Origin of the sequence: Roseateles oligotrophus (assembly GCF_025717515.1) — a bacterium.
In the GTDB taxonomy this organism is placed as follows: Bacteria; Pseudomonadota; Gammaproteobacteria; order Burkholderiales; family Burkholderiaceae_C; genus Paucibacter_A; species Paucibacter_A oligotrophus.
This window is the reverse complement of record NZ_JAJIRN010000009.1, coordinates 1-24,215: the sequence shown is the minus strand read 5'-3', so window position 1 is coordinate 24,215 and position 24,215 is coordinate 1. Positions and strand designations below refer to the sequence as shown.

At 62.6% G+C, this 24,215-nt stretch carries 23 protein-coding genes; 10 read left to right on the top strand and 13 right to left on the bottom strand.

Annotation, left to right across the window (positions count from 1 at the left end):
- Positions 1-13 precede the first annotated feature (13 nt).
- Complete coding sequence (locus tag LNV07_RS19465) at positions 14-532, top strand: outer membrane protein assembly factor BamE (protein ID WP_263572847.1); 519 nt, start codon at positions 14-16, stop codon at positions 530-532.
- An 8-nt stretch (positions 533-540) separates the two neighbouring features.
- Here the strand turns inward: LNV07_RS19465 and LNV07_RS19460 are convergent, their stop codons facing one another.
- The 3 genes from LNV07_RS19460 to LNV07_RS19450 form a co-directional block, all read right to left on the bottom strand.
- Positions 541-1,314: a substrate-binding periplasmic protein gene (locus tag LNV07_RS19460; protein ID WP_263572846.1), complete on the bottom strand. Its 774-nt coding sequence runs from the start codon at positions 1,312-1,314 to the stop codon at positions 541-543.
- 4 nt (positions 1,315-1,318) lie between these two features.
- Entirely contained in the window at positions 1,319-2,110 is a 792-nt protein-coding gene (locus tag LNV07_RS19455; protein ID WP_263572845.1) for a type 2 periplasmic-binding domain-containing protein, read from the bottom strand.
- Positions 2,111-2,184: 74 nt separating this feature from the next.
- On the bottom strand, positions 2,185-2,595 hold the full coding sequence (locus LNV07_RS19450) for a PaaI family thioesterase (protein WP_263572844.1): 411 nt from the start codon (positions 2,593-2,595) through the stop codon (positions 2,185-2,187).
- An 80-nt stretch (positions 2,596-2,675) separates the two neighbouring features.
- Between LNV07_RS19450 and LNV07_RS19445 the strand changes: the two genes are divergently transcribed.
- A complete protein-coding gene (locus LNV07_RS19445; RefSeq protein ID WP_263572843.1) occupies positions 2,676-3,983 on the top strand; it encodes a THUMP domain-containing class I SAM-dependent RNA methyltransferase in 1,308 nt (435 codons plus the stop codon).
- Between the two features lie 52 nt (positions 3,984-4,035).
- Positions 4,036-5,925 carry a pentapeptide repeat-containing protein gene (locus tag LNV07_RS19440; protein ID WP_263572842.1) on the top strand — a complete coding sequence of 630 codons (1,890 nt, stop codon included), beginning with the start codon at positions 4,036-4,038 and terminating at the stop codon, positions 5,923-5,925.
- A gap of 374 nt (positions 5,926-6,299) precedes the next feature.
- Here the strand turns inward: LNV07_RS19440 and LNV07_RS19435 are convergent, their stop codons facing one another.
- From LNV07_RS19435 to LNV07_RS19405, 7 genes are all read right to left on the bottom strand, one after another.
- On the bottom strand, positions 6,300-7,493 hold the full coding sequence (locus tag LNV07_RS19435) for an MFS transporter (protein ID WP_263572841.1): 1,194 nt from the start codon (positions 7,491-7,493) through the stop codon (positions 6,300-6,302).
- Positions 7,490-8,203 (bottom strand): 16S rRNA (uracil(1498)-N(3))-methyltransferase, encoded by a 714-nt coding sequence (locus tag LNV07_RS19430; RefSeq protein ID WP_318013761.1) that lies wholly within the window; start codon positions 8,201-8,203, stop codon positions 7,490-7,492. Before LNV07_RS19430 ends, LNV07_RS19435 begins: the two co-directional genes overlap by 4 nt.
- 80 nt (positions 8,204-8,283) lie before the next feature.
- Positions 8,284-8,745, bottom strand: a complete 462-nt coding sequence (locus tag LNV07_RS19425; RefSeq protein ID WP_263572839.1) for a hypothetical protein — start codon at positions 8,743-8,745, stop codon at positions 8,284-8,286.
- Between the two features lie 77 nt (positions 8,746-8,822).
- Complete coding sequence (locus LNV07_RS19420; RefSeq protein ID WP_263572838.1) at positions 8,823-10,496, bottom strand: long-chain-fatty-acid--CoA ligase; 1,674 nt, start codon at positions 10,494-10,496, stop codon at positions 8,823-8,825.
- A 118-nt stretch (positions 10,497-10,614) separates the two neighbouring features.
- Positions 10,615-12,042: an NAD(P)(+) transhydrogenase (Re/Si-specific) subunit beta gene (locus LNV07_RS19415; protein ID WP_263572837.1), complete on the bottom strand. Its 1,428-nt coding sequence runs from the start codon at positions 12,040-12,042 to the stop codon at positions 10,615-10,617.
- Positions 12,039-12,356, bottom strand: coding sequence for an NAD(P) transhydrogenase subunit alpha part 2 (locus tag LNV07_RS19410; RefSeq protein WP_263572836.1), 318 nt, complete (start codon positions 12,354-12,356; stop codon positions 12,039-12,041). Before LNV07_RS19410 ends, LNV07_RS19415 begins: the two co-directional genes overlap by 4 nt.
- A gap of 4 nt (positions 12,357-12,360) precedes the next feature.
- Positions 12,361-13,482 (bottom strand): Re/Si-specific NAD(P)(+) transhydrogenase subunit alpha, encoded by a 1,122-nt coding sequence (locus LNV07_RS19405; RefSeq protein WP_263572835.1) that lies wholly within the window; start codon positions 13,480-13,482, stop codon positions 12,361-12,363.
- A gap of 163 nt (positions 13,483-13,645) precedes the next feature.
- On the opposite strand from LNV07_RS19405, the gene LNV07_RS19400 reads away from it, so the two are divergent.
- From LNV07_RS19400 to LNV07_RS19385, 4 genes are all read left to right on the top strand, one after another.
- Complete coding sequence (locus LNV07_RS19400) at positions 13,646-14,146, top strand: NUDIX hydrolase (RefSeq protein WP_263572834.1); 501 nt, start codon at positions 13,646-13,648, stop codon at positions 14,144-14,146.
- A gap of 21 nt (positions 14,147-14,167) precedes the next feature.
- Positions 14,168-15,367 carry a tRNA 2-thiouridine(34) synthase MnmA gene (gene mnmA, locus LNV07_RS19395; RefSeq protein WP_263572833.1) on the top strand — a complete coding sequence of 400 codons (1,200 nt, stop codon included), beginning with the start codon at positions 14,168-14,170 and terminating at the stop codon, positions 15,365-15,367.
- Positions 15,368-15,433: 66 nt separating this feature from the next.
- Entirely contained in the window at positions 15,434-16,723 is a 1,290-nt protein-coding gene (locus tag LNV07_RS19390; RefSeq protein WP_263572832.1) for a sensor histidine kinase, read from the top strand.
- Positions 16,720-17,385: a response regulator gene (locus tag LNV07_RS19385; RefSeq protein WP_263572831.1), complete on the top strand. Its 666-nt coding sequence runs from the start codon at positions 16,720-16,722 to the stop codon at positions 17,383-17,385. Before LNV07_RS19390 ends, LNV07_RS19385 begins: the two co-directional genes overlap by 4 nt.
- 429 nt (positions 17,386-17,814) lie before the next feature.
- Here LNV07_RS19385 and LNV07_RS19380 read toward each other — a convergent pair whose 3' ends face one another.
- A complete protein-coding gene (locus tag LNV07_RS19380) occupies positions 17,815-18,123 on the bottom strand; it encodes a hypothetical protein (RefSeq protein ID WP_263572830.1) in 309 nt (102 codons plus the stop codon).
- A gap of 137 nt (positions 18,124-18,260) precedes the next feature.
- On the opposite strand from LNV07_RS19380, the gene LNV07_RS19375 reads away from it, so the two are divergent.
- Entirely contained in the window at positions 18,261-19,595 is a 1,335-nt protein-coding gene (locus tag LNV07_RS19375; protein WP_263572829.1) for an alpha/beta fold hydrolase, read from the top strand.
- Positions 19,596-19,694: 99 nt separating this feature from the next.
- On the opposite strand, the gene LNV07_RS19370 is transcribed toward LNV07_RS19375, so the two are convergent.
- Positions 19,695-19,823: a hypothetical protein gene (locus tag LNV07_RS19370; RefSeq protein WP_263572828.1), complete on the bottom strand. Its 129-nt coding sequence runs from the start codon at positions 19,821-19,823 to the stop codon at positions 19,695-19,697.
- Between the two features lie 508 nt (positions 19,824-20,331).
- Here LNV07_RS19370 and LNV07_RS19365 point away from each other — a divergent pair.
- Together LNV07_RS19365 and LNV07_RS19360 are read left to right on the top strand one after the other, a co-directional pair.
- A complete protein-coding gene (locus LNV07_RS19365) occupies positions 20,332-20,955 on the top strand; it encodes a tyrosine-type recombinase/integrase (protein WP_263572827.1) in 624 nt (207 codons plus the stop codon).
- A 251-nt stretch (positions 20,956-21,206) separates the two neighbouring features.
- The gene (locus LNV07_RS19360; protein WP_263572826.1) at positions 21,207-22,424 is read left to right on the top strand and encodes a serine hydrolase domain-containing protein; all 1,218 of its coding nucleotides are present in this window, start codon (positions 21,207-21,209) and stop codon (positions 22,422-22,424) included.
- Positions 22,425-22,842: 418 nt separating this feature from the next.
- Here LNV07_RS19360 and LNV07_RS19355 read toward each other — a convergent pair.
- The coding region (locus tag LNV07_RS19355; RefSeq protein ID WP_263572825.1) for a sensor histidine kinase at positions 22,843-24,215 on the bottom strand (1,373 nt) is incomplete at its 5' end.

Genomic DNA, 24,215 nt, shown 5'->3' with positions numbered 1-24,215 from the left:
GAGCACAACAACCATGTCCCTCTCAGTTCGCCCGGCAAGCCGCGCAATTGCCTACGCCCTGGCGCTAAGTCTGGCCGGCTGTGTCGGCGTACCCAGCTCGCGCGGCGTCAACCCCGGCATGAGCAGCAGCGCCGTGCTGGCTCAGTATGGCCCGCCGGTGCAGGTCTGGCCCGATCTCGACGGCAAGGGCGGCAAGACGCTGGAATACTCGCAGCAGCCCATGGGCAAGAGCGCGCTGATGATACGGGTCGACGCCGAGGGCAAGGTCATCGGCATTGAAGACACGCTGCAACCGGCTGTCCGCGCCCGCATTCAGCCGGGCTGGACGCCCGATCAGGTCAGCCGCCTGCTGGGCAAAGAGCGCAGCCGCGTTTTCTTCAAATTCAGCGGCGAAGACGTTTGGGACTGGACCGTGCCCGATGAGCCGATGGGCCAGCGCCAACGCTTCAATGTGCACTTCAAGGACGGCGTCGTGCTGCGCACCACCCACAGCATGATCTTCGATGACGAGCGCATGTTCCCGATGCGCTGAAACCGGCATCAAGGCGGGCTCGACTGCTTTTCTACTTCAAGCCAATAGCGTTCGAACAGGCCTTCGGCCTTCATCTGTTTCAAGGTGGCGGCAAAAACAGGCACCAAAGCCGCGTGCCGCTTGTGCAGATAGGGGCTCAGCGCCACCTTGGGGCCCAGGTCAAACAGCTTGTGCGCTTGCAAGCCCTTGCGACCCCCATCCGCCTTCAACGCATTCAACATGCCCGTGCTGGAGTCGCAAAAAAAGTCCGCATGACCGATGGCAAGCATGGCCAAACCGTTCTTGGCCGAAGGCACCGCCGTCAGCCGATTCGGCGCAAACATCGGCTGCAGCACGTTCTCGCAGCCGAGCACACCGCGCGTGTAAGCTCCCTGCAAATTGCCCTTATCGCGCAGGTCTTCGAGGCGGCCGACGGCGGGCATAGGCTTGGCCGTGTAAATGCTGAAGCTGGCCTCCATCAGCGTCACGTCAACCAGCAGCATTTCAGGGTGCGCGGCACCATAGGCCGGCGCGCGCGAGAGTTCACCGTCGATGGTGCCCTGCTCGGCCATCAAGCTGATGCGTTTGAGCGGCGCCTGGGTGAACTCCATCGGCACCTGCATGCGCCGAAACGCTTCCCTATGGATTTTGCGGGTCCACCCGCCGATGAAGCTGCTATCGTCGGCGTTGGCCCCCATGATCAAGGGCGCGGCGGGCTCCGGCGCGGCCGCAGGTGCCAAGACCGGCAGCATGGCCAAGGACAGGCTACACAAGCAGCGACTCAAGGAGCGAAGACGGGTCATCACCTCAGTTGCCCATGGTTTGCTTCTCGGCTTCGAGCCAATATTTCTCGAACAGCCCTTCCTCTTTCATCTGCTTCAAGGTGGCGACAAAAATCGGCACCAAGGCCGCATGCTTTTTCTGCACATAGGGGCGCAGCGGCACCTTGGGGCCCAGATCAAACAGCTTATAGGGTTGAGGGCCTTTTCGGCCCTCGGCCGAATTCAGCACATTCATCATGCTCGAACTGACATCGCAATAAAAATCTGCGTGGCCAATGGCGAGCATGGCGAGACCATTCTTGCCCGAGGTCACTGAGGTCAGCCGGGTCGCCGGAAACAGCGACATCAGCACCTGCTCACAACCGAGTGCGCCGCGCGCATAAGCGCCCTTCAACGTACTGTCGCGCAGGTCTTCGATGCGGTTCAGGCCAGGCCTTGGCCGGGCCGCGTAAATGCTGAACACCACCTCCATCATCGGGAAGTCGACCACCAGCATCTCCGGGTGGGCCAAGCCATAGGCCGGAGCCCGACCCGGTTCACCGTCGATCGCGCCCTGCTCCGACATCATGGTGATGCGCTTGAGCGGCGCGACGGTGAAGGCCAAAGGAATTTGCATGCGCCTGAACGCCTCCTTGTGGACCATGGTCTGCCACAGCGCAACATAGTTCGTGTCGTCCGCACTGGACCCCATCACAAACACCGGGGCCGGCGCCGATTGGGCCTGCGAAACGCTCAAGGCAAACATCAACAGGCACAAGCGACGGCCCGAGGCCAAAAGCCAAGGCCGGCTGATTTGCAAAAGTCTGGACGCCTTCATGACCATGATCCTAAGGGCAAATTCACGTCGCCAGAAATCGAACGCAACCGCCGGAGCAAGTACGCTCGGCCGAATCACTTGGGATACAGCAGCATCTGGGTACAGCGAAACAATGCCAGCGTCTTGCCGGTCTCGCGGTGAGTGACGACGGCATCCCAGACCTGGGTTGTGCGGCCTAGATGCACCGGCCTGGCCTTGCACTCAATCACGCCGTCGCGGGCCGTGCCGAGGTGGTTGGACTTCAACTCAATCGTCGTGAAGCCGCTGGCACCGGCCGGTAAATTGGCAATGCAGCCATAGCCCGCGCAAGTGTCGGCCAGGCTCACGATGCTGCCGGCATGCAAATAGCCGTTCGGCGCCATCACGCCGGGCCGTACCGGCAACTCGGCATAAATCTCCTCAGGGCTGGCCTGCAAGATCACGATGCCGAGCAGTCCCGGCAAGCTGGCGGCGCCGAACTGAGTCAGCTGATCGGGTGTGCGCATGTTTCTCCTGCTTGGCAATTTGACAGAGGCAGTTTAGGTCGCCGCGCTGTTGCTGTTCCGGTTGCTGGGACAATAGGCCCATGGCCGCCAAAGAATCCCCCAAAACCGTTCACCAACTTTTTCTCTCCTGCGCCTCCGGCGTGGAGCGCTTGCTGGACGAAGAAGTCCGCCTGATCCTGCCTAAGACGCATATCGAGGTCTTGCGCGGCGGCATCGCGCTGAAGAGCGATCTCGAGGGCGTGATGAAGCTCAACCTCGAATGCCGCCTGGCACAGCGCGTGATGATAGAGCTGACCTCGGGCGGCTACCGCCATGAGGACGATATCTACGCGTTGGCCCGCACGATTGACTGGACCGAGTGGATCACGCCGGCCGAGACGATTCGCGTCGACACCGTGGCGCGCCATTCGCCGCTGCGCAGCCTCAACTTCGCCACGCTGCGCGTCAAGGACGCGATCTGCGATGTGCTGCGCGACGCCACCGGCGAGCGCCCTAGCGTCGACACCCGCTTCCCCGATTTGCCGATCATCTTGCACCTGAGCGAGCTGGATGCGACGCTGTACGTCGACACCTCGGGCGAGCCGCTGTTCAAACGCGGCTGGCGCGAAGACAAGGGCGACGCGCCACTGAAGGAAACCCTGGCCGCCGCGATGCTGGCCGCCGCCGGCTGGAAGGGCACGCCCGAGACCGGCGGCGCGCTGCACGACCCCTGCTGCGGCTCGGGCACCATCGCGGTCGAAGCCGCACAGATCGCCTGCGGCATGGCCGCTGGCATGCAGCGCCGCTTTGCTTTCGAGAGGCAACTGCCCTTTGTGCCCTTGCGCGGCCGCTGGCAAGCGATCAAGCAGGCCGCCAAGGACCGCGAGCATGCGCCGGCGGTGCCGATCTTTTGCAGCGATGTGGCCTTCCGGATGGTGGACTTTGCGCGCCGCAATGCCGAGCGTGCCGGCGTCGCCCAGTACATCCAATTCAATGGTGGCGATGCCTTGGAGCGCCCGGCGCCAGAGCTGCCCGAGGGCATGCCAGGCACCATCATGATGAACCCGCCCTATGGCGAGCGGATCGAGGTGCGCGGCAAGGCGGGCGTCAGTCAATACATGAGCCGCGACGCCGGCGGCTCGGAGGCCCGCGATGCCGGCGACGATTTCTTCCCGCGCCTGGCCTCGCATTGGAAGCGCGCCTACACGCACAACCCGGCCGGCTGGACCGCCTGGCTGCTCTGCCCGGATATGAAGTTACCTCAGCAGATGCGGCTGAAGGAATCGCGCCGCTTCCCGATGTGGAACGGCCCGATCGAATGCCGGATGTTCCGCTTTGATCTGGTGGCAGGGTCAGCACGTAAACCTCGCGGTAGCGAAGAACAGCACTCGGGCGACGACGCGCAGTAGAACCGGCTTTTTGCCTTAGGCTGCGGCCACACCATGTCCGGAGCGCCGCCAAATGCCTGCATTCACCTCGCACCCAAAGTCAGGGCAATTCCGCTGGCTGATGACCATGGGCCTGCTATTGATAGCGCTGCATGGCCAGGCCCAAGCCTGTCTTTGCATCAGCGAAAGCAGCTCCGAACAGCATTTTCTTGACGCCAGCCTGTTGTTTCGCGGCGAGCTGATCTCGCTGCGCTTACTCAGCGAGGCCGAGCGCAGGCGAGATCACAGTCGACCGCTGCGGGGGCGCTATCGCCTGCTGGAATCCTTCAAAGGGCCGTCGGATCAGGCCATCATCGAGGTGGACAGCCCGGCCGACAGCTGTGGCTTCAACGACCGCATCGGCGCAATCAGGCTGATGGTCGCTAAGGGAGACGCCAGCGCCGGCTACACCAGTGATCTTTGCCACTTCGCCCCCGACCCCGCGTCGATGCAGCTTCAGCAGCGCAAGCGGACCGAAATGGACTTGCTGCTGCAGCAGCACCCCGGCGACAAACAAAGCCATTCAGCACGCGCCCGCTATTTTCTCGAATCCCATGCCTTCGAGCAGGCCATCACGGCCTATCAGGCCTTGCTGAGGCTCTGGCCGAGCGATACCGAAGCCTTGCTGGCCTTGGCACAGGCGCAGATGGGCCTGCATCGTTATGAGGCAGCCCTGCCCGGATTCGACACCTTGCTGGCCATGCAAGCGGAGCAAGCCCATGCCATGCAGGGGCGGCAAGACGCCTTGATGCGCTTGAATCGCCATGCCGAACTGGCCCGCCCGGGGCTTGATCTGCGAGGCTATCGGGCCGGGTTCAGGGAGCAAGGCAACTTCGCCGACGCCAATCTGCAAGGCGCCCAGTTCCAGAATGCGCAGCTGAACGGCTTTGACTTCAGCCGTGCCGACCTGCGCGAGAGCGATTTTCGCGGAGCCAAGCTGGATAGGGCCAACTTCATTGCGGCCCGCTTGGATGGCGCAGGTTTTAGCGTCGACACCCAGCTCGGCGCCGAAGCCCGCACCACCTTGGTGGGCGCCGATTTCAGCGAGACCTTGCTGCAGGGCGCCGACTTTTCCAACGTCGACCTGGCCGGCGCCAAGTTCCGACAGGCCCATTTGAAGGATGTCAAATTCAGCGGATCTCGTCTGCGCGGGCTCGATTTGCAAGATGCGCGGATTGAAAATGTCGATCTGAGTGGCCATCAATTGGATTCAGCCAAGCTGCGCGGAGCCGTGTTCGTCAATAGCTCGCTGCGCGGCGCGAGTTTTTCCGACCCCTCGCCCTATATGCAGGGCAATTTCGCGCCGATCGATTTACGCGGCACCGATCTGTCCGGCGCCCTACTGACCGACCTCATTTGGGTCCCGGCCTTGATCGATTGCCGCACCGTCATGCCGGCCGGCACGGACTGGACCAAGCTGCCGCTGCTGCCGCTCTGGGTCAACTGCCCGGGCCGCCCACCCGTCACGGCCTTGAGTGCCGGCTACCCGTTCAAGCCGACCCCACACTCCAAAAGTATTCGGGGCTACGAGTCGGGCCAAGGCGTCCCTCTGTACGGCATCGATGGTCGCGGCAGCCAGATGCAAGACATGAATCTGGAAGGCTATTCCATCTCTGACGGGCGCTTCGAAGGCAGCAATTTCAACCGGGCCAAGCTGCAGCAGTTGAGGATCAATCGCGGCTCCTTCGACGGCGCCGACTTCCGTCAGGCCGAGCTGCAATATGCCCGTATTTGGGCCGTTAGCCTTCAGGGTACGGACTTCCGCGGCGCCAACCTGCGCGAAGCGCGGCTGCTGGAGCTGGACTTGCGGCAAGCGCGCCTGGACGGCGCCAACTTGCAAGGCGCCTGCTACGGCGCCGGCACCCGTTGGCCCGCTGGGTTTCAGCCGAAAAAGGCCGGCGCGAAGCCTTGCCCCACGCAATGATGAGGCCCGCTCGATGGGCCTTGCGGCTTATGCGTTTATTCCGGCTGGCCTTGCTGCTAGGCCTGAGCCTCGCCCCGGTGGCGCAGGCCTGCGAATGCCGCGTTAGAGAGCCGGGCTCGGACGAAGGCTTCGAGGACATCGATCTGATCTTCAGCGGCAGGCTGCTGTCCACGCGCAGACTGCATGAGCTGCACGGCGACAGAGTTCGCAGCCGTTGGGCGGTCACGCATCTGATCAAGGGTCAGGCCGCGCCGGAGGTGGAAATTGACTCGCCGTCGGACAGCGCCCAGTGCGGCCTGGATGGCCTTCTCAGAGTCGGCATGACCGTGACCTTGGCCGCACGCGGTTCGATGCGCCAGGGATTCACAACCAGTTCATGCACCTGGACCCAGACCGACTGGCACAGTCTCGGCGGCCGGTCGACGCGCCAACCAGAGCAGCGCCAGCGCCGTCAGCCCCAGCGGCAACAGCGAGGCCCAGTTCATCCAGCTCCAACCGCCGGTGGTGACCAGGGCTCCGCTGGAGAACGAGGTGACCGTCATGGTGGCGTAGATGCAGAAATCCATCGCCGCCTGCGCGGTGGTCTTTTCCTCGGGGCGATAGGCCTGCGTGAACAGCGTCGTGCCGCCGATGAACAAAAAGTTCCAACCCAGCCCCAGCGTCAGCAGCGCGGCGAGGAAATGCATCAGATCGACGCCCGACAAGGCGATCACGACGCAGACCAGATTCAAGATCACCCCCACGCCCATCACCGGCAAGGCGCCGAAGCGCTTGATCAAGCTGCCGGTGAAGAAGCTCGGCACAAACATGCCCAGCACATGCCACTCCAGCACCAAGGCGGTTTTGTCGAAGGGCAGGCCGCATTGCGCCATCGCGATCGGCGTGGCGGCCATCAACAGGTTCATCACCCCATAACCGAGCGCACAAGCGGCAATCGCGACGACGAAGATAGGCTGGCGCGCCAACTCGCGCAGCGGCCGCCCATGTGGTGTGGGCCCCGTGCCTTGCGGCAAGGGCGGGAAGCGGATGAAACTCATCACCAGCAAGCCCAGCAGCGCCACGCCGATCAAGACCAGGTAAGCGCCGGAAAAGGGTTGGGTCAACAGACCCCGGCTGGCATTGGCTAAATTGGGGCCGATGACCGCACCCAAGATGCCGCCGGCCAAGACCCAGGAGATCGCCCGCTCCTTGTGCGAGGGCGCCACCAGCTCGGTCGCCGCAAAACGGTACAAGCCGGCATTGGCATTGAAGTAACCCGCCAGCAGCGTAGCAATCACCACCCACCAGAACTGCCTTTCACTGACCGCCCAGGCCGCCAGCGCGCAGCTCAACATCGCCACCACCAGGCCGAGCTGAAACGCACGCTGCCGCCCCAAAGCGCGCTGATGGCGGGCCACCAGCGGTGCGAACATCGCGCCGCCGGCCACATAGGCGCAAATCGGCAAGGTCGCCATCCAGGCCACCGGCGCCAAGGCCAGACCGACCAGGCCGTTGATGGCGATGAAGGTGATGTTGTTGGTAAGAAACAGCCCTTGGCAGAGGGTCAGCAGCAGCAGCTGAATATTCATAGGGATTGGAGTGCCAGCCAGCCCAAAACGGCCAGCGGCGCGGTGTCGGCGCGCAGAATGCGGGGGCCGAGTTGGGCGGCGAGGAAACCGTTGCTGCGTGCCAGCTGTTCCTCGGCCGGGCTCAGGCCACCTTCGGGGCCACTCAGCACCGAGGTCGACTTCGCCGCCACTTCGTTCAAGGCCTTCAAGGATTGAGCAGCGGTCGGGCTGAGCAGCCAGCGGCGCTGCTCGCTCGTTTGAACCGGCAGCTCCGCCATCCAGGCCGCCAAGGTCTTGATCGGCGCAATTTTGGGGACCTTGGTGCGGCCGCTTTGCTCGCAAGCTGCGATCGCCACGCCGCTCCAATGCGCGACCTTTTTGTCGGCCCGCTCACCGTTCAGGCGCAGCACCGAGCGCTCGCTCATCAAGGGCTGAATGCAGGCCACGCCGAGTTCGGTCGCTTTCTCGACCAGGCCGTCCATGCGGTCATTGGCGGGCATCACCACGGCCAACGTCACCTCATGCGTCAACTCACGCTGCACCAGTTGGCGCGCCTGCAAATGCACGCGCACCTCGCTGCGGCCCATCGCCGAGACTTCGGCCTGCCATTCATGGCCGGAGCCGTCGAACAGGGTGACCGGGCTGCCGGGCTGCAGGCGCAAGACCTGGACATGGCGGGCGGCCGAGGCCGGCAGCGGCAAATCGGCGCCGCCGGGCTCTTGGCTATTCAAGGGGGAGTCAACAAAAAAACGCGGTGGCATGACTGGCCTCAATTCGAACAAGCCGCCAGTGTGCCAGCAAGTTCAGGGAATCAGGCAGCAGGGCCAATCGACAGCGCGCGCCGCACCTGATCGGCAACCACCGCCCCCTGCGCTTGGCTGACCTCGGCCACAAAGCGTTGACCCAGCAAACGCAGTGCGGCCAGATCGCCGCAGCGCTCCACGTCCAGCACCATTCGGTAGCCCTTCATCAGGCCCAGATACTGCTTGGCATGGCGGGTTAAAAAACCATAGAGTTGCTCATAGTCCAGCGGCGACAAGTCGGCTTCGACCATGGATGCTGCGGCGGGGCTGGCGTCGGCAATCAAGCCCTGCATCAGCAAATATTCAAAATCAGCCTCAACAATGCCTTGCACCAGCGTTAACCATTGCGCGGCCGTCTTGCCGCCATCGATCATCAGCAGCAGATTGCGCACGCTGCGCGACATCACCAAACCGCGTGACTTGATTTCGGCTCGCCCCGCCTCGGTCTTGACGTAAGCCCGGTCAAGCATTGTTGTCGCCCCTTCAGAAGATGGCCGACTCTAAACGGGACGGGACTCTATCGGGGCCCGCGCCAAGTCACGCGGAATCAGTTCTTGTCGCGTAGTTCACGCCTGAGGATCTTGCCGACAGGCGTCTTGGGCAACTCATCGCGGAATTCGACCACCTTGGGCCGTTTGTAGCCGGTCAGATTGGCCTCGCAATAGGCCCGCACATCGGCCTCGGTAATCCTGGGGTCTTTGCGCACGATCACCACCTTGACCGCCTCGCCGGCCTTGGCGTCGGGGATGCCCACCGACGCGCATTCCAACACGCCCTCCATCTGCGTCAGCACGTCCTCGATCTCGTTCGGGTAGACATTGAAGCCGCTGACCAGAATCATGTCCTTCTTGCGATCGACGATGCGGAAGTAACCCCGCTCGTCCATGGTGCCAACGTCGCCGGTACGGAAGAAACCGTCAGCCGTCATCACCTGCGCGGTTTCATCCGGGCGCTGCCAATACCCGGCCATCACCTGGGGCCCGCGGATGGCGATCTCGCCCCGCTCGCCCTCGGCCACCGGCTGACCCAAATCATCCAGCAGCAAAATCTCGGTGCTCGGCATGGGCATGCCGATCGAGCCGGTGTAGGCATGGCTGTCGGTCGGGTTGCAACTGGCAATCGGCGAAGTTTCGCTGAGGCCGTAGCCTTCGCAGATCGGGCAGCCGGTCTTTTCCAGCCAGAGCTTGGCGGTGGCCTGCTGCACCGCCATGCCGCCGCCCACGGCGATCACCAGACTGCTCCAGTCGACGCTATTGAAATCCTTGTGGTTGGCCATCGCCATGAACAAGGTGTTGACGGCCGGCAGGCTGTGAAAGCGATGCTTGGCCAATTCCTTGAACATGCCCGGGATGTCGCGCGGATTGGGGATCAAGACATTGCAGCCGCCGACATGCATGGACAGCATCATGTTCGTCGTGAAACCGAAGATGTGATACAGCGGCAGCGCGCAAATGCTGACCAACTGCTCGCCTCCAAGCACCTTCTTCAAGGCAGGCTGGTACCAGGCCTCGGCCTGCATCACATTGGCGACCAGATTGCGATGCAAGAGCACCGCGCCCTTGGACACGCCGGTCGTACCGCCGGTGTACTGCAGCACGGCGATGTCGTTAGGGCCAATGCTGGGCGTTTTGTAGCTCAGTTGACGACCTTTTGCGACCGCATCATTGAAGCGCACTGCGCCCGGCAACTCAAAGGCCGGCACCAGTTTTTTGACCTTGCGCACCACATAGTTGACGATGAGCCCTTTGGGGAAGCCCAACATATCGCCCATCGCCGCCAGCACCACATGCTTGGTCGGCACCTGCCCGCGCACCTGCTGCAAGGTGGTGGCGAAGTTCTCCAGGATCACGATCGCCTTGGCGCCGGAGTCCTTCAGTTGATGCTCCAGCTCGCGCGGCGTGTAGAGCGGGTTGACGTTGACGACCACATAACCCGCCCGCAACACGGCAGCCACCGCCACCGGGTACTGCATCACGTTGGGCATCATCAGCGCGACGCGGTCGCCCTTCTCGAGCCCCAGGCTCTGCAGATAAGCGGCCAGTGCACGTGAACTTTCGTCCAACTGCGCGAACGTGATCTGCCGGCCCATCATCTTGTAGGCCGGCAGCGCCGGGAACTTCTTGAACGCCGAAGTCATCAGCTCGACCAGCGACGGGTACAACTCCGCGTGAATCTCGGCGGGCACCCCGTCCGGGTAGTTCTTCAGCCAGGTCTTCTGCATGGAATTTCGTCTCCGTTCGAATGAGCTGGATTCTCACCGATAGGAGGGCCGGCGCTTATAGGGGGAAGCGCTAGCGAGGGCTAGAGCGCACACCCCAAAAGACGCCTTGCCGCCGGGTCTACTCCACCGCCTTCAACATATCCTCCACCACCTTCTTGGCGTCGCCGAACACCATCATCGTCTTGTCCATATAGAACAACTCGTTGTCCAGGCCCGCATAGCCGGCCGCCATCGAGCGCTTGTTGACGATGATGGTCTTGGCCTTGTAAGCCTCCAGAATCGGCATGCCGTAAATGGCCGAACCCTTGACATGCGCGGCCGGGTTCACCACGTCGTTGGCGCCCAGAATGATGGCGACATCAGCCTGCCCGAACTCGGCGTTGATGTCTTCCATCTCGAACACCTGGTCATAGGGCACCTCGGCCTCGGCCAGCAGCACGTTCATATGGCCGGGCATGCGGCCCGCGACCGGGTGGATCGCGTATTTGACCTTGACGCCCTTCTCGGTCAGCTTGTGCGCCAGCTCCTTGACCGCATGCTGCGCACGCGCCACCGCCAGGCCGTAGCCGGGCACGATGATGACGGTCTCGGCATTGCCCATGATGAAGGCGGCATCATCTGCACTGCCGCTCTTGACCGCACGCTGCACGGCGCCGCCGGCCGCCGCAGCGGTGGCATCACCCCCAAAGCCGCCACCGATCACATTGAAGAAGCTGCGGTTCATCGCCTTGCACATGATGTAGCTGAGGATGGCGCCCGAGCTGCCCACCAGCGAGCCGGCAATGATCAGCATCGAGTTGTTCAGCGAGAAGCCGATGCCGGCCGCGGCCCAACCCGAATAGCTGTTCAGCATCGACACCACCACCGGCATGTCGGCGCCGCCGATCGGGATGATCAGCAAGACACCCAGCGCAAAGCCCAGCACCAGGATGGTGTTGAAGGCGGCCCAAGACTGGGTGTCCCAGAAACCGTAGCAGCTAACCACCGCCGCCAAACCCAGCGCGAGATTGAGCTTGTGCTGGCCCGCAAATGACACCGGTGCGCCCTGAAACAGGCGGAATTTGTACTTGCCCGACAGCTTGCCGAAGGCGATCACCGAGCCGCTGAAGGTGACCGCGCCGATGAAGGCGCCCAGCGCCAGCTCGATGCGGTTGCCTCCGGGGATCTCCATGCTGCCCGCTGAAGTAATGCCAAACGCCGCCGGTTCCAGCACGGCCGTGGCCGCGATGAAGACGGCCGCCAAACCGATCATGCTGTGCATGAAGGCGACCAACTCGGGCATCTTGGTCATCTCGACCTTTTGCGCCATATAGGCACCCAGGCCGCCGCCAATCACCAGGCCGGCCAGCACATAGCTCAGGCCGAACAGCTCGCCATGCGCGAGCTTGACGATCAAGGCGGCGGTGGTGGCCGTGGCAATCAACATGCCGACCATGCCGAAGAGATTGCCGCGGATCGAGCTGGTCGGGTGCGACAAGCCCTTCAGCGCTTGAATGAAGAAGACGCTGGCGACCAGATACAGCAGGGTGACGAGATTCATGCTCATTTCTTGGCCTCCGCCGACTTCTTGTCCTTCTTCTTGAACATCTCCAGCATGCGCCGTGTGACCAAGAAGCCGCCGAACACATTGACCGCCGCCAAGGCCACCGCCAGCGTGCCCATGAACTTGCCGAGATCGGTGACGGTCAAGGCGGCGGCCATCATCGCGCCGACGATGACGATGGCCGAGATTGCATTGGTGACGGCCATCAGCGGCGTGTGCAGCGCCGGCGTTACCGTCCAGACGACGTGGTAGCCGACGTAGATCGCCAGCACGAAGATGATCAGATTGGTGACCGTGGGGTTAACGAGTTGGTCCATGATTTCAGCTCTTCTTTCTCTTGACTTCACCGGCCTGCGTCATCAGGCAGGCGCTAACGATGTCGTCATCCATAGGCACCTGGAACACGCCTTCTTTGCTGATCACCAGTTTCAAGAAGTCCAGGATGTTGCGGGCATAAAGCGCCGACGCATCGGCCGCCACCAGCGCCGGCAGATTGGTCTCGCCGACCAGCGTCACGCCATGCTTGACCACCGTCTTGCCGGCTTCGGTCAGCGGGCAATTGCCGCCATTGGCCGCTGCCAGATCGACGATCACCGAGCCCGGCTTCATGCTCTTGACCATCTCCTCGCTGACCAGCACGGGTGCAGCGCGACCGGGGATCAGCGCGGTAGTGATCACCACATCGGCCTGCGCCACGCGCTTGGCGACTTCGGCGCGCTGGCGGTCCAGCCAGCTCTGCGGCATCGCCTTGGCGTAACCGCCGACGCCGACGGCAGCTTCCTTCTCCTCAGCGGTCTCGTAGCTGACATCGATGAACTTGGCGCCCAGCGATTCGACCTGCTCCTTGACGGCGGGCCGCACATCCGAGGCCTCGATCACCGCGCCCAGGCGCTTGGCGGTGGCAATTGCCTGCAGGCCGGCCACGCCGACGCCGAGCACGACGACGCGCGCCGCCTTGACCGTGCCGGCGGCCGTCATCAGCATCGGGAAGAAGCGTTGGTAGCGGTCGGCCGCGATCATCACCGCCTTGTAGCCGGCGATATTGGCTTGGCTGGACAGCACGTCCATGCTCTGCGCCCGCGAAGTGCGCGGCGCCGCTTCCAGCGCGAAAGCAGTCAGGCCGGCCTTGGCCATGGCCTGCAGGCCGTCGGCGTCAAAGGGGTTGAGCATGCCGACCAGCGCCGCGCCGGGCTTGACCAGCGCTAACTCCTCACTCGAAGGGCTGCGCACCTTCAGCAGCAAATCGCCAGCAAAGGCGGCGGCGCGGTCGACGATCTCGGCGCCCGCTGCCGCGTAGGCCTCATCGGTGACGCTGGCGCCAAGGCCGGCACCACTCTCGATACGCAAGACATGACCCTGCGCCTTCAACTTCTTGGCCGTTTCGGGCGTGATGGCCACGCGCGTTTCTCCGGCCGCGCTCTCGCGCGGAACACCTATCAGCATGAATCTATCCCTCCTGGGCCCGACGGCGAATCAATCGCCGCTGGGCAGATTTGCAAGAATTTCGAATGGGCCTGGGGCAGCATTGGACAAACAGCCGCGCCGAGCTTACACAATAGAGGCTCTTGATGACACCCGGGCATGCCTGGGGATGACGGAGTAGTGAATGTCTAACAACAGCGAGCGCTGGAAGCCGGCGGTCACGGTCGCAGCGGTGATAGAACAAGATGGCCGATTTTTGCTGGTCGAAGAAGAAACTCCCGAAGGCCTGCAACTGAACAACCCGGCCGGCCACCTGGACCCGGGCGAGTCGCCACTGGAGGGTGTGGTGCGCGAAGCGCTGGAAGAAACCGCACGCGATTTTGTGCCCGAAGCCTTGTTAGGCATCTATATGGCGCGCTTTGAACGCAAGGCGCGATTAGAGGATGTCACCTATGTCCGCCTCGCATTCTGTGGTCGGGTGGGTGAAGAAATCGCCGGCCGCACGCTCGATCACGGCATCCATCGCACCCTATGGATGACGGTGGACGAGATTCGCGCCAACGCGACCCGCCACCGCAGCCCCTTGGTGCTGCGGTGCATAGAGGATTACCTGGCCGGCAAGCGCCTGCCCTTGGACGCCATCCACATTGACCCGTCGCTCTACTCGCCGCTGCTCAAGGCTTGAGTTCATGCGGGACAATTCGGCATGAGCAAGAAAAAGCAACGCATCGTCGTCGGCCTCTCGGGCGGAGTGGACTCCGCCGTCACCGCCTACCTGCTGAAACAGCAGGGTCATGAGGTGATCGGCATCTTCATGAAGAACTGGGAAGATGACGACAGCGACGACGAAAACGGCAAATACTGCTCGTCGAATATCGACTTCGTCGACGCGGCGGCGGTCGCCGATGTGATCGGCATCGAGATCGAGCATGTCAACTTCGCGGCCGACTACAAGGACCGCGTGTTCGCGACTTTTTTGCGCGAGTACCAGGCCGGCCGCACGCCTAACCCCGACATCCTGTGCAATGCCGAGATCAAGTTCAAGGCGTTTCTGGACCATGCGATGCGGCTGGGCGCCGAGAAAATCGCCACCGGGCACTACGCCAGGGTTCGTGAGTTGGATGGTCAAGTGCAATTGCTCAAAGGCGTCGACAACAGCAAGGACCAAAGTTATTTTCTGCACCGTCTGAACCAGGCGCAACTGGCCAAGACGCTGTTCCCGGTCGGCGAGTTGCACAAGACAGAGGTGCGCCGCATTGCCGAAGAAATCAAGCTGCCGAACGCCCGCAAGAAAGACTCGACCGGCATCTGCTTCATCGGCGAGCGTCCATTCCGGGAGTTTTTGAACCGCTATCTGGCTCACCAACCCGGCCCCATCAAGGATGAGCGCGGCCGCACGATCGGCGAGCATGTGGGCCTGTCTTTCTATACCCTGGGCCAGCGCCAAGGCCTGGGCATCGGCGGACTCAAGCCCGAGCGGGTAAAGCGAAGCCGCGGCGCGCCCGCCGCTGCGGTGCCGGAGCGCGGCGGCGGCGACCACGCCCCTTGGTTTGTGGCCAGAAAGGATATGCAAAGCAACACCCTCTATGCGGTGCAAGGGCACCAGCACCCTTGGCTGCTCAGCCACACGCTGATTGCCGACGACATCAGCTGGACCAGCACGGCGGCGCCCGGCGCGGCCCAAATCGCCGCCAAAACGCGCTACCGGCAAAGCGACGCCGGCTGCGAATTCAGCCCCGACAGTCCGGCTTCGGGGCAATTCAGGCTCGACTTTGCGCAGGCTCAATGGGCCGTCACGCCAGGGCAGAGCGCGGTGCTGTATGACGGCGAAGTCTGCCTCGGCGGTGGTGTGATCGCGCAGGTGCCGACTCAGCTGCCGGGCATTGGGGAGAACCCCCGATCATGACAAAAGGCACGGGCGGGCTTGGATCACCTATGTCAGGCTGCCAGTCTTTTTGAATCCGGACTCATATTGAACACCTTGGATCGCCTGCTCGCCCGCTTCGCTCAGCCCAGCGTGGCGCTGCGCATTGCAGTCTTGGCGGTCTGTTTGCTGGAACTGGCGGCGACGGGGGCGGCTCTGCTTGGCTTTCAGACCGACGCCTATGACGGCGCGGTCGCGGCGCTTTACCTGCGCTTGGGAGGCGCCAGCAATGATGCCGCGCTGCTGATCGGCTGCTTCTTGCTGGTGCTGCTGTTCGCCTGGGCCTATTGGAGCCTGGCCCGGGATGCCAGCGGCGACCAGCCGCCCCGCCATGCGCTGACAAGGCTGGTCATGGTCAACCTGCTGGCCATTGGCGTTACGCCCGGCCTGCCGTTTCTGGTCACCGCGCTGGCCGCCGTGTTGCTGCGGGCCCGCCCGGCGTTCTTGTTTGCGCTGGCTCAAATCGGCATCAACCTGGCCCTGTATCGGCTATTGCCCTTGCCCGCCCTGGTGCAGCCGGATGCCGCCGTACCCGCTTGGTTGGACAGCCTGGGCCTGTTGATGGCGATGGTGGCGCTGCACGGCATGGCATTCGGCCTGGGCCGCATGGTGGCCGCCGAGGCCGAAAAACGCCGCTGGCTGCAGGTGATGTTGGCCGAGCGCCTGAGCGGCGAGCAGTTGCAGGCCGAACAGCTGCGTTACAGCGAACGCGCGATGATGGCGCGCGAGCTGCATGACGTGGTCGGCCATCACCTGACCGCCCTGAATCTGCAACTGCAACTGGGCAGCGCCTTGCTGCAGCGCCGCGATCAGGGCGGCGCCATGTTGGCGGTAGACAAGGCACGCGAGAACGCGGCGGGCCTGTTGGCCGATGTACGCGAGGCGGTGTCTCAGCAACGCAGCAGCCCGCGCATCGACCTCACCAAGGCGCTGCAGGCCTTGGCCGAGGGCATTGCCAGCACCCGCATCGAACTCGATATTGCACCGGCCGCGCGCGACCTCAACCCAAGGGTCGCCCACGCGCTGCTGCGCTGCGTGCAGGAGGCCGTCACCAACAGCGTGCGGCACTCGCGCGCGGCCCGGGTCAAGATCGGCCTGGGGCTGGACCTTGGCGACGAAAACCATGAAATTCACGTCAGCATCGACGATGATGGCAAGGGCGCGCCGCAACTCAAGCCCGGCAACGGTCTGCAAGGCATGGCCGAACGGATGCAGGAGTTGGGCGGCCGGATGGATGTGATGCGCAGCCAGCCGGGTTTCAGAATCGAGCTGCGCTGCCCGCGCGACCCCAAAGTGAGCCCCTTGCGGCCCGATGAATTCTCTGGAAGGACGGTATGAGTAAACCGCTGATCAAATTGATGCTGGTGGAAGACCAGCAACTGGTGCGCGAGGCCCTCAAGGGTCTGCTGGCCTTGAGCGATGAGATCTGCATCGTCGGAGAAGCCAGCGATGGCGCCGAGGCGCTGGAAATGATTGCCGCGCAAGGCCTGGAGCAAACGCCCGACATCGTGCTGTCCGACATGCGCATGCCCCGGCTTGACGGCCTGGGCCTGATTCGCGCGCTGGCGGCCCGTGGCCTGAACATACCGGTGGTCTTGCTGACCACCTTTGATGACGCCGGCATCTTTGACGAAGCGGTGCGCTCCGGTGCTCGCGGCTTCTTGCTGAAGGCGATCAGCCCCGACACCTTGCTGCAGTCGCTGCGCGAGGTGATGAACGGCGGCACCGCGCTGCGGCCCTCGCTGACCGCAAGGATGGAGCGGCCGGTTGCGGCACCCGAGCGCGCCTTTGTCGCGACCGAACAGCCCGACCCGCTGTCACCCAAGGAGTTGCAAGTGCTGCGCCTGGTCGCCAGCGGCCGCAGCAACACCGAGATCGCCGCCTTGCTGGGCAATAGCGAGGGCGTGATCAAGAACCACTGCTCGTCGGTGTTCTCGAAGATGGGTGTGCGCGACCGCACGCAGGCGGTCTTGCGGGCGATTGATTTGGGCTGGATTTAAAAAGAGCCCGCCTCAGACCACGCCGACCATTCGCGAAGCCCGCAATGGCTGGACGTTTGGTGGATGCGGCAGGCAGCAGGCTGCTGTCCTTATCACTTCAGGTTCGAGGGTCCGCTGGGTGCCCATTGCTGAAGTTCGAAGTCGTGGGCTGTAGGTCAAAGCCGCAACGATTGCAGAAAGTGGCCGCCACAGCTCGTACTCACGCCACCTGGCATCAAGCAGTCATTCGTCCCGGCAGCAGGCGCTGCTCGGAATGGCGGCTTCCAAGAGGTACTGCGGTCGATACTGGAGAAGCTGAGCAAGGGTGCGGATGGGGTGCCCATCAATCGCGGCAGGGGCGCTAAGGTCCCTTGTGTTGCAGACGTGGTAATGGCCACATGCACCCTGCTGCCTAAGGCGCCAGTGCACTCTGTTTCTGGATGCGATCCATCAGCTGTTACGCCATGCCTGGACCGTCATCACCATCGCCAATGTATCCAACTCGCAATACCTCAGTAAGGCCTGCTCGATGGCAGCACGCGTGGCAGGTAACAGGTCTTCCTGTTGTAGTCGCGCATAAGCAGCCATTGCCGCGCCACCATCTTGCAGGCCGGTTTGTGTGCCGTCGTCCATCTCCGCCTGCTGCTCCGTCGATAGGTCAGCGAACACGCGGGGTAACAAGTCATAGGGCCCTCGCGGCTGGCCCTGCGCATGGGGCATCCACCAAGCGAAGGGCTCATGCAGGTTCTGGCTCGGCATCGCCCAACGCTTCATCCCCGTGTTTCGACGATCTGTCCGCAGCGCCCGCCCGCGCAGCGCGGGGCACTGGCGGCGTGGGCTCCAACTGCCTACAGTCCGTCCACCAATCCTGCCACTGAACTCCGGACTAGAACTGCATGAATCTCTCCTCAGCCATCACCGGGCCCCAGCGCGCAAGCCGTACCTTCTCTCTGGGCCGTGGCGCAGCCTTGCTGACGCTGCTGACCGGCCTCAGCCTCACGACATTTGCCCAAGCCCAACCCCAAGCGCCGAGCCAAGCCCCCGCCGGCATGAGCGAACATATGCTCGATGTCGGCGGGCGCAAGCTGCATGCCATTCGCATGGGCGAGGGCGAGGGCGAGGCCACGGTTGTGTTCGAATCGGGTTTCAGCATGGACCTGAGCGCCTGGCGGCGGGTGGCGCCGCAGTTGGCGCCGCGGGCCAAGGTTCTCATCTACTCACGCGCCGGTTATGGCCAGAGCGAGCCCAGCTCGGCGCCGGTCAGCCTGCAGCAATCGGGCCGAGACCTGTCGGCCCTGCTCAAGGCGGCGCAGCTGCCGCCGCCTTATGTGTTGGTCGGCCATTCCTACGGGGCCTTTTTGATCCGCGATTTCGCCAGCCGCCATCCCGAGCAGATTGCCGGTTTGGTTTTCGTGGACCCGGCGCATGAACGCTATGACCTGGTGCTCAAGCCGCTGGATGCGGCCCGCCTGGCCGCCGAACAAGCGCATTTGCAGAAGGGCGCGCCCGAGCGCTTCCGCGCCGACGAGCGCTACATCCAGTCCATCATGGATGCCGGCAAGCTGCCCGATGCGGGTGGCCCCTTGCCCGATGTGCCGGCCGTGGTGCTGACCTCCACGCGCCGCTATGCCAAGCCCGAAGTGCTCTTGCACACGTCCGCTGGCATGGCCGCATGGCGCCAGCTCCACACCGACTTCTTCGCCCAGTTCAGCAACGGCGCCCATGTGCTGACGCCGGCCAGCGGCCACCACATCCAGTTCGACGAGCCGCATCTCGTTGTGGCGGCGGTCGACCAGGTCATCCGCCTGAGCCAGGAGCAGGCCCAACGCCGCGCGCTGGAAGCGGCGCGTGCCAAGCTAGGCGGCGACTTGCAGGCTGCGGCTGCGGCCGTAGATCCGCAAGCCGCGGTGGAGCAGGCGATCCGTGCGCCGGGTCTGAGCGAAGCCGATGTCAACAACGCCGGCTACGCCATTCTCGGCGATGGTAAGCAGGCGCCGCGGGCCCAGTTGGCCGCCATGGTGCTGGGTGCCAATGCGCGGTTGTATCCCAAGTCGGACAACGCCGCCGACAGCCACGGTGAGGTCTTGCTCAAGCTGGGCCGTCGTGCCGAGGCACGCGCCGAGTTCGCCCGCGCCCTGAGCTTGGCCGAAGCAGCCGGTCGCAGCCCGCGTGTGCTCGACAGCTACCGCAAGCACCTAGCCGAAGCCGCCGAGCTTGCTGCCAAGCCCTGAGCTTTCAGCTCACAGCCCCAGCGGGAAGATGCCATCCGGTGCCGGCAAGTCCGGCTCACTGAGGAGAGAAAGCGGCTGCTCGGCCCGGTCGTACCAGAGCTACCGCTCATTGCCTTGCACGCGCAATAGGGCAAAGCCGTCGGCATGGAAGTCCAGCCAGGCGCCGACGGTGCAGCGCAAGACCTGACCCTCAGGGTCAGGGAAGGTGAACTCGTCCGGCTCCGCCAAGGCCTCGACATCGGTGACGGCAAAGGGCCAGGAGCGTAGAGGGCCGAGCTATGGATGCTGTGCGAGCAGATGCCGCCCAGCACGCTAGAGGCTATGACCGCAAGTGGCCGTTGATGCGGCCTCACGCTCGCGGCCAGTTCCTGTCTTTCGGACTCGCAGCGGGAACGGCGCCAGGGTGCCCCAAGTCGTCGGTACGGTCCCGCACATAAAGAACGGTTTAGACTGGAAGCCCGGAGCTGGTACGCGAACCCATTTCTGCGTCGCCAGCAGTCTGGGTGACCAGTGTCCGCTGAAGGTTTGAACCGACTGACGGCTATGGGCACACTGCCGGCGACTCCGCTGCGCCCCCGAATGACGGGTGCCGGCCGGTAGGCAGAAGGCTGCGGTATCTCCAGTTAGGAGCCCTTCGCCGGTCGAATCAAGATCAACCGCAGTATTGATCTACGACGAACGTGCGGATTGCGGATAGGTGCATGGTTGTTGCCCCTCAACTCGATGGGAGACCATCATGGAATCAATAGCCAACGCCCCGCGTCGGGAAGCATGGAACAAGGGCAAGATCGTCGGCCAGAAAGCGCCGTTCAAGATCAAAGACATTTGGGCACTCCGGGTCCGGTTCCAAATTGAAAACCGAGTGCGCGAACTTGCGCTCTTCAATCTCGGCATCGACGGCAAGCTACGTGGCTGCGACCTTGTTTCGCTCAAGGTGCGGGATATCTGCCATGGCGACCAGGTGGCATCCCGTGCTGTGGTGATGCAGCACAAAACTCACCGCCCCGTCCAGTTCGAGATCACGCCGGTGACACGCGACGCGGTTCAAAAGTGGATCAAACAGTCGGGGCTCAAGTCCGACAACTTCCTCTTCCCCAGTCGTATGCATGACTCGCCGCATCTTGGGACGCGCCAGTACGCCCGGATCCTTGAGGGCTGGGTAGAGGAGCTTGGCCTGGACCCAGCCGATTACGGTACGCACTCCATGCGACGCACCAAGGTCACGTTGATCTACAGGCGAACCAAGAACTTGCGTGCGGTACAGCTTTTGCTGGGCCACGCCAAGTTGGAGTCGACAGTGCGCTACCTGGGCATCGAGGTAGACGATGCTTTGGAAATCGCGGAGCAAACTGAAGTCTGATCGTTGTGAATGCCGCTCGGCACCTGTTTCAGACCAGAATTTGCCGGGCGGCCTTCCCAGCAATGCAACCGGTTGCGTTGTCATGCCAAACTCATTCCAGGTGGATGCACGCCGCCTACGATCTAAAGCAGGCTCTGAATGAAAGACGGATAGCCACAGCAAATGGCGACAAGAATTTGATGACGCTATGCCGATGGCACAGGCGACCATAAAGCCATCTACACAAAATACAAATTTGCATGAGAAACCACATGAACAATGCACTGCCCAACCGGCGCACGCGGCTTCTGCCAACGCTGTTTTTGGCCGTTTCCGCGCTTTCAATCAGTGCTGCCCAAGCTCAAGATGATGTGGCTGCCATGATCGCTCGTATTGAAGCGCCGCAAATTCCTGGCCAAACTCCGGGCCAAAGGGATTTGGTTGCACTCAGTATTGCGGAGTTGATGGAGCGGCTGCACGTCCCTGGCCTGAGCATTGCTGTGGTGAAGGATTTCAAGCTGCACTGGGCCAAGGCCTATGGGGTGGCGGATGCAGAAACGGGCCGCCCGGTGGGCACGCAAACCCGTTTCCAGGCCGCGTCGATCAGCAAACCGGTAACGGCGCTCGCTGCCATGCACCTGGTCCAAAAGCAGCGGCTGAAGCTGGATGCGGATGTCAATACGATGCTCAAAACATGGCAAGTGCCCGTTTCGGATTTGACGCGAGTGCAACCGGTTACGCCGCGCTCACTGCTCAGCCACACCTCGGGTGCGGACGATGGGTTTGGTTTTCCAGGTTACGCGCCCAACACGCCGCTGCCCACGGTGGTGCAAATCATCAATGGTCAGGCACCGTCCAACATGGGCAAGGTGGTCTTCACACGTGCGCCGTTTGAGGCCTACAAGTATTCCGGCGGTGGCTACACGATCATGCAACTGGCACTGAGCGAGCTATCAGGTCGCCCGTTTGCGCAGTTCATGCAATCGACGGTGTTGACCCCCTTAGGCATGGCCCAAAGCACGTTCGAGCCACTGCCAACGATCACCGACACTACAAATGCAGCGATGGCACACGACGAACAAGGCCAGCGCATGGGTCCACCCTGGCGCATCTACCCGGAGCAGGCCGCGGCCAGCTTGTGGAGTACCCCGAGTGATCTGGCGAAAATCATCATTGAAATCCAGACTGGGCTACGTGGTCCGAGTGGCAAGGTCATAGATCAGCGCACCGCCAGAGAAATGATTTCCCCGCCAGGGATTGGTCGCTACGCAATGGGCCTGGCGATTGATCGGCACCAAGAAGGCTGGTACTTTTCGCACAATGGTTCGAATTGGGGGTATTGGGCGTGGATGACGGGACATATTCGCAAGGGTTACGGTGTCGTCATCATGACCAATGGCGACAATGGCCTAAGTCTGATGAATCAAATCGCCGACCGTGTCGAAAAGGCATACAACTGGGATTCATTGGAAAAGCCAAGCTCTAAATAGGTGGCTGCCGGGCCATCCATTTCAATCGAGGGAGCGAGGCCTCGATTGTTAAGGGCCTAACAACTTTCCGACGATCCTGATGCCTGTCGGGTAGCGGCAGCTCTTGGCAACCTGCCGCTGTTGCCACTGCGCAACCGAGTGACAAGAACTGGCCGGGAGCGTCAGGCCGCACGCCGTTGACCAAAACGGCCGTAGAACCGAACGTCAGCTAGGCGGCGCTTGTTCGAACTGTCGGCCTTACGCAGGCCGGGACATTGAGAGGGCCCTGACGGCTTGGCAACTCGGTGCCCAGAGCAGAAGTTCGCTGGCTCGCCGAAATGCCGTTGCGGTAATAGTGCCGGCCTTCAGATTCAAGATTTGCCCCTCAAGGACACTCACAGGCTTGAAGGAATCAAGGAAATTGACATCCGAGGCGGGCCTATTTGGGCATCACCAGCCGCACCGGCGCCAGCGCCTCGAAGAGCACAGAAAAATCTGCCCCCGCGCCGGTCTCTGACTGGATTTCCAATCGGCCACCCACCTGCCGGCTCAGGTCCTCCGCCAACTGCATGCCGAGCGAGGCTTGGCGTCTGTCTTCGAAGTCGGGCGACAAGCCCACCCCGGTGTCGCTGACCCGCAAGCACCATAAATTGTCGGACCGATCAAGCGCCGGTCCCGCAGGCTGCAAGGCAACGCGCACCTCTCCGGACCGCCCGTCCGGGAAGCCATGCTTCAAACAGTTGGAAATCAACTCGTTGAGCAGCAAAGCACAGGCAATCGATTGATCCATGCCGACCGGCACTGAGCCCATGTCGAGCTTGAGTTGCAGCTGATTGCCGGCAGGCCGCTGCGCCTGGAAGGACTGCGTCGCCACCTGGCCTAGATAAGCGCCCAAGTCCACCGCTGCAAAGGTGCCTGTACGGTAGAGCGACTCGTGCAGCTGCGCCATGACCAGGATCCGACCCTGCATTGCCTTGAGCACATCGATGGCCTCGGGTACGGTGCTGCGGCGTGACTCCATACGCAAGAGGCTGGCGATGACCTGCAGATTGTTTTTGACCCGGTGGTGGACTTCTTTGAGCAGCGCTTCTTTCTCTCCGAGAGCGCTCAGCAATGCCTGATCAATGCGTTTACGCGCCGTAATATCCAGGGATGAGCCGGCGACGCCAAAAACTCGCCCGACAGCGTCACGCAGCGCATGCTTCTGGGTCGCGTAAAAGTGAGTGCCGTCGGCCTCTTCATTGCGCTCCTCGACCTCATAGGGGAGTCCGCTCGCGACGACCGCTTGGTCGTTCTTGAAATGTTCCTCCGCGATGTCGGCGGGCATCAGCCCACCAAGCCCCTCGCTACGGGTTTTGCCCAGCAGCGCCGAGCGATGGACTCCGAAAATTTGTTCGAACATCCTGTTGACGAAAAGAAAACGCCCTTCTATATCGAGGGCAAAAATGGCCGACGGAGACCCATCGATGATCGAATCAATCAGCGCACGACTGGTCTCCAATTCATGCTCTGCCTGCTTGCGTTCGCTGATGTCTTGACAGGTGCCGACGGCGCGCAGCGGTGTTCCTTGATCGTCACGCTCGATGCGCCAGCGCTCTTCCACCTGCTTGCTGAGGCCTTTGGCGGTCACGATCCGATGTTCGACGGAGTTGATCGCGCTGTTTTCGAAGGAATTCGAAAACGCGGCATCTACTTTTGCCCGGTCCAGTGGATCAACGAATTCTAGAAACGCTGAGTGCGAGGCTTGGAATTTATCTGGGTCAAGGTCGAAGATGGCGTAGGTTTGCGCCGACCAAATGACCTTCAAATTGG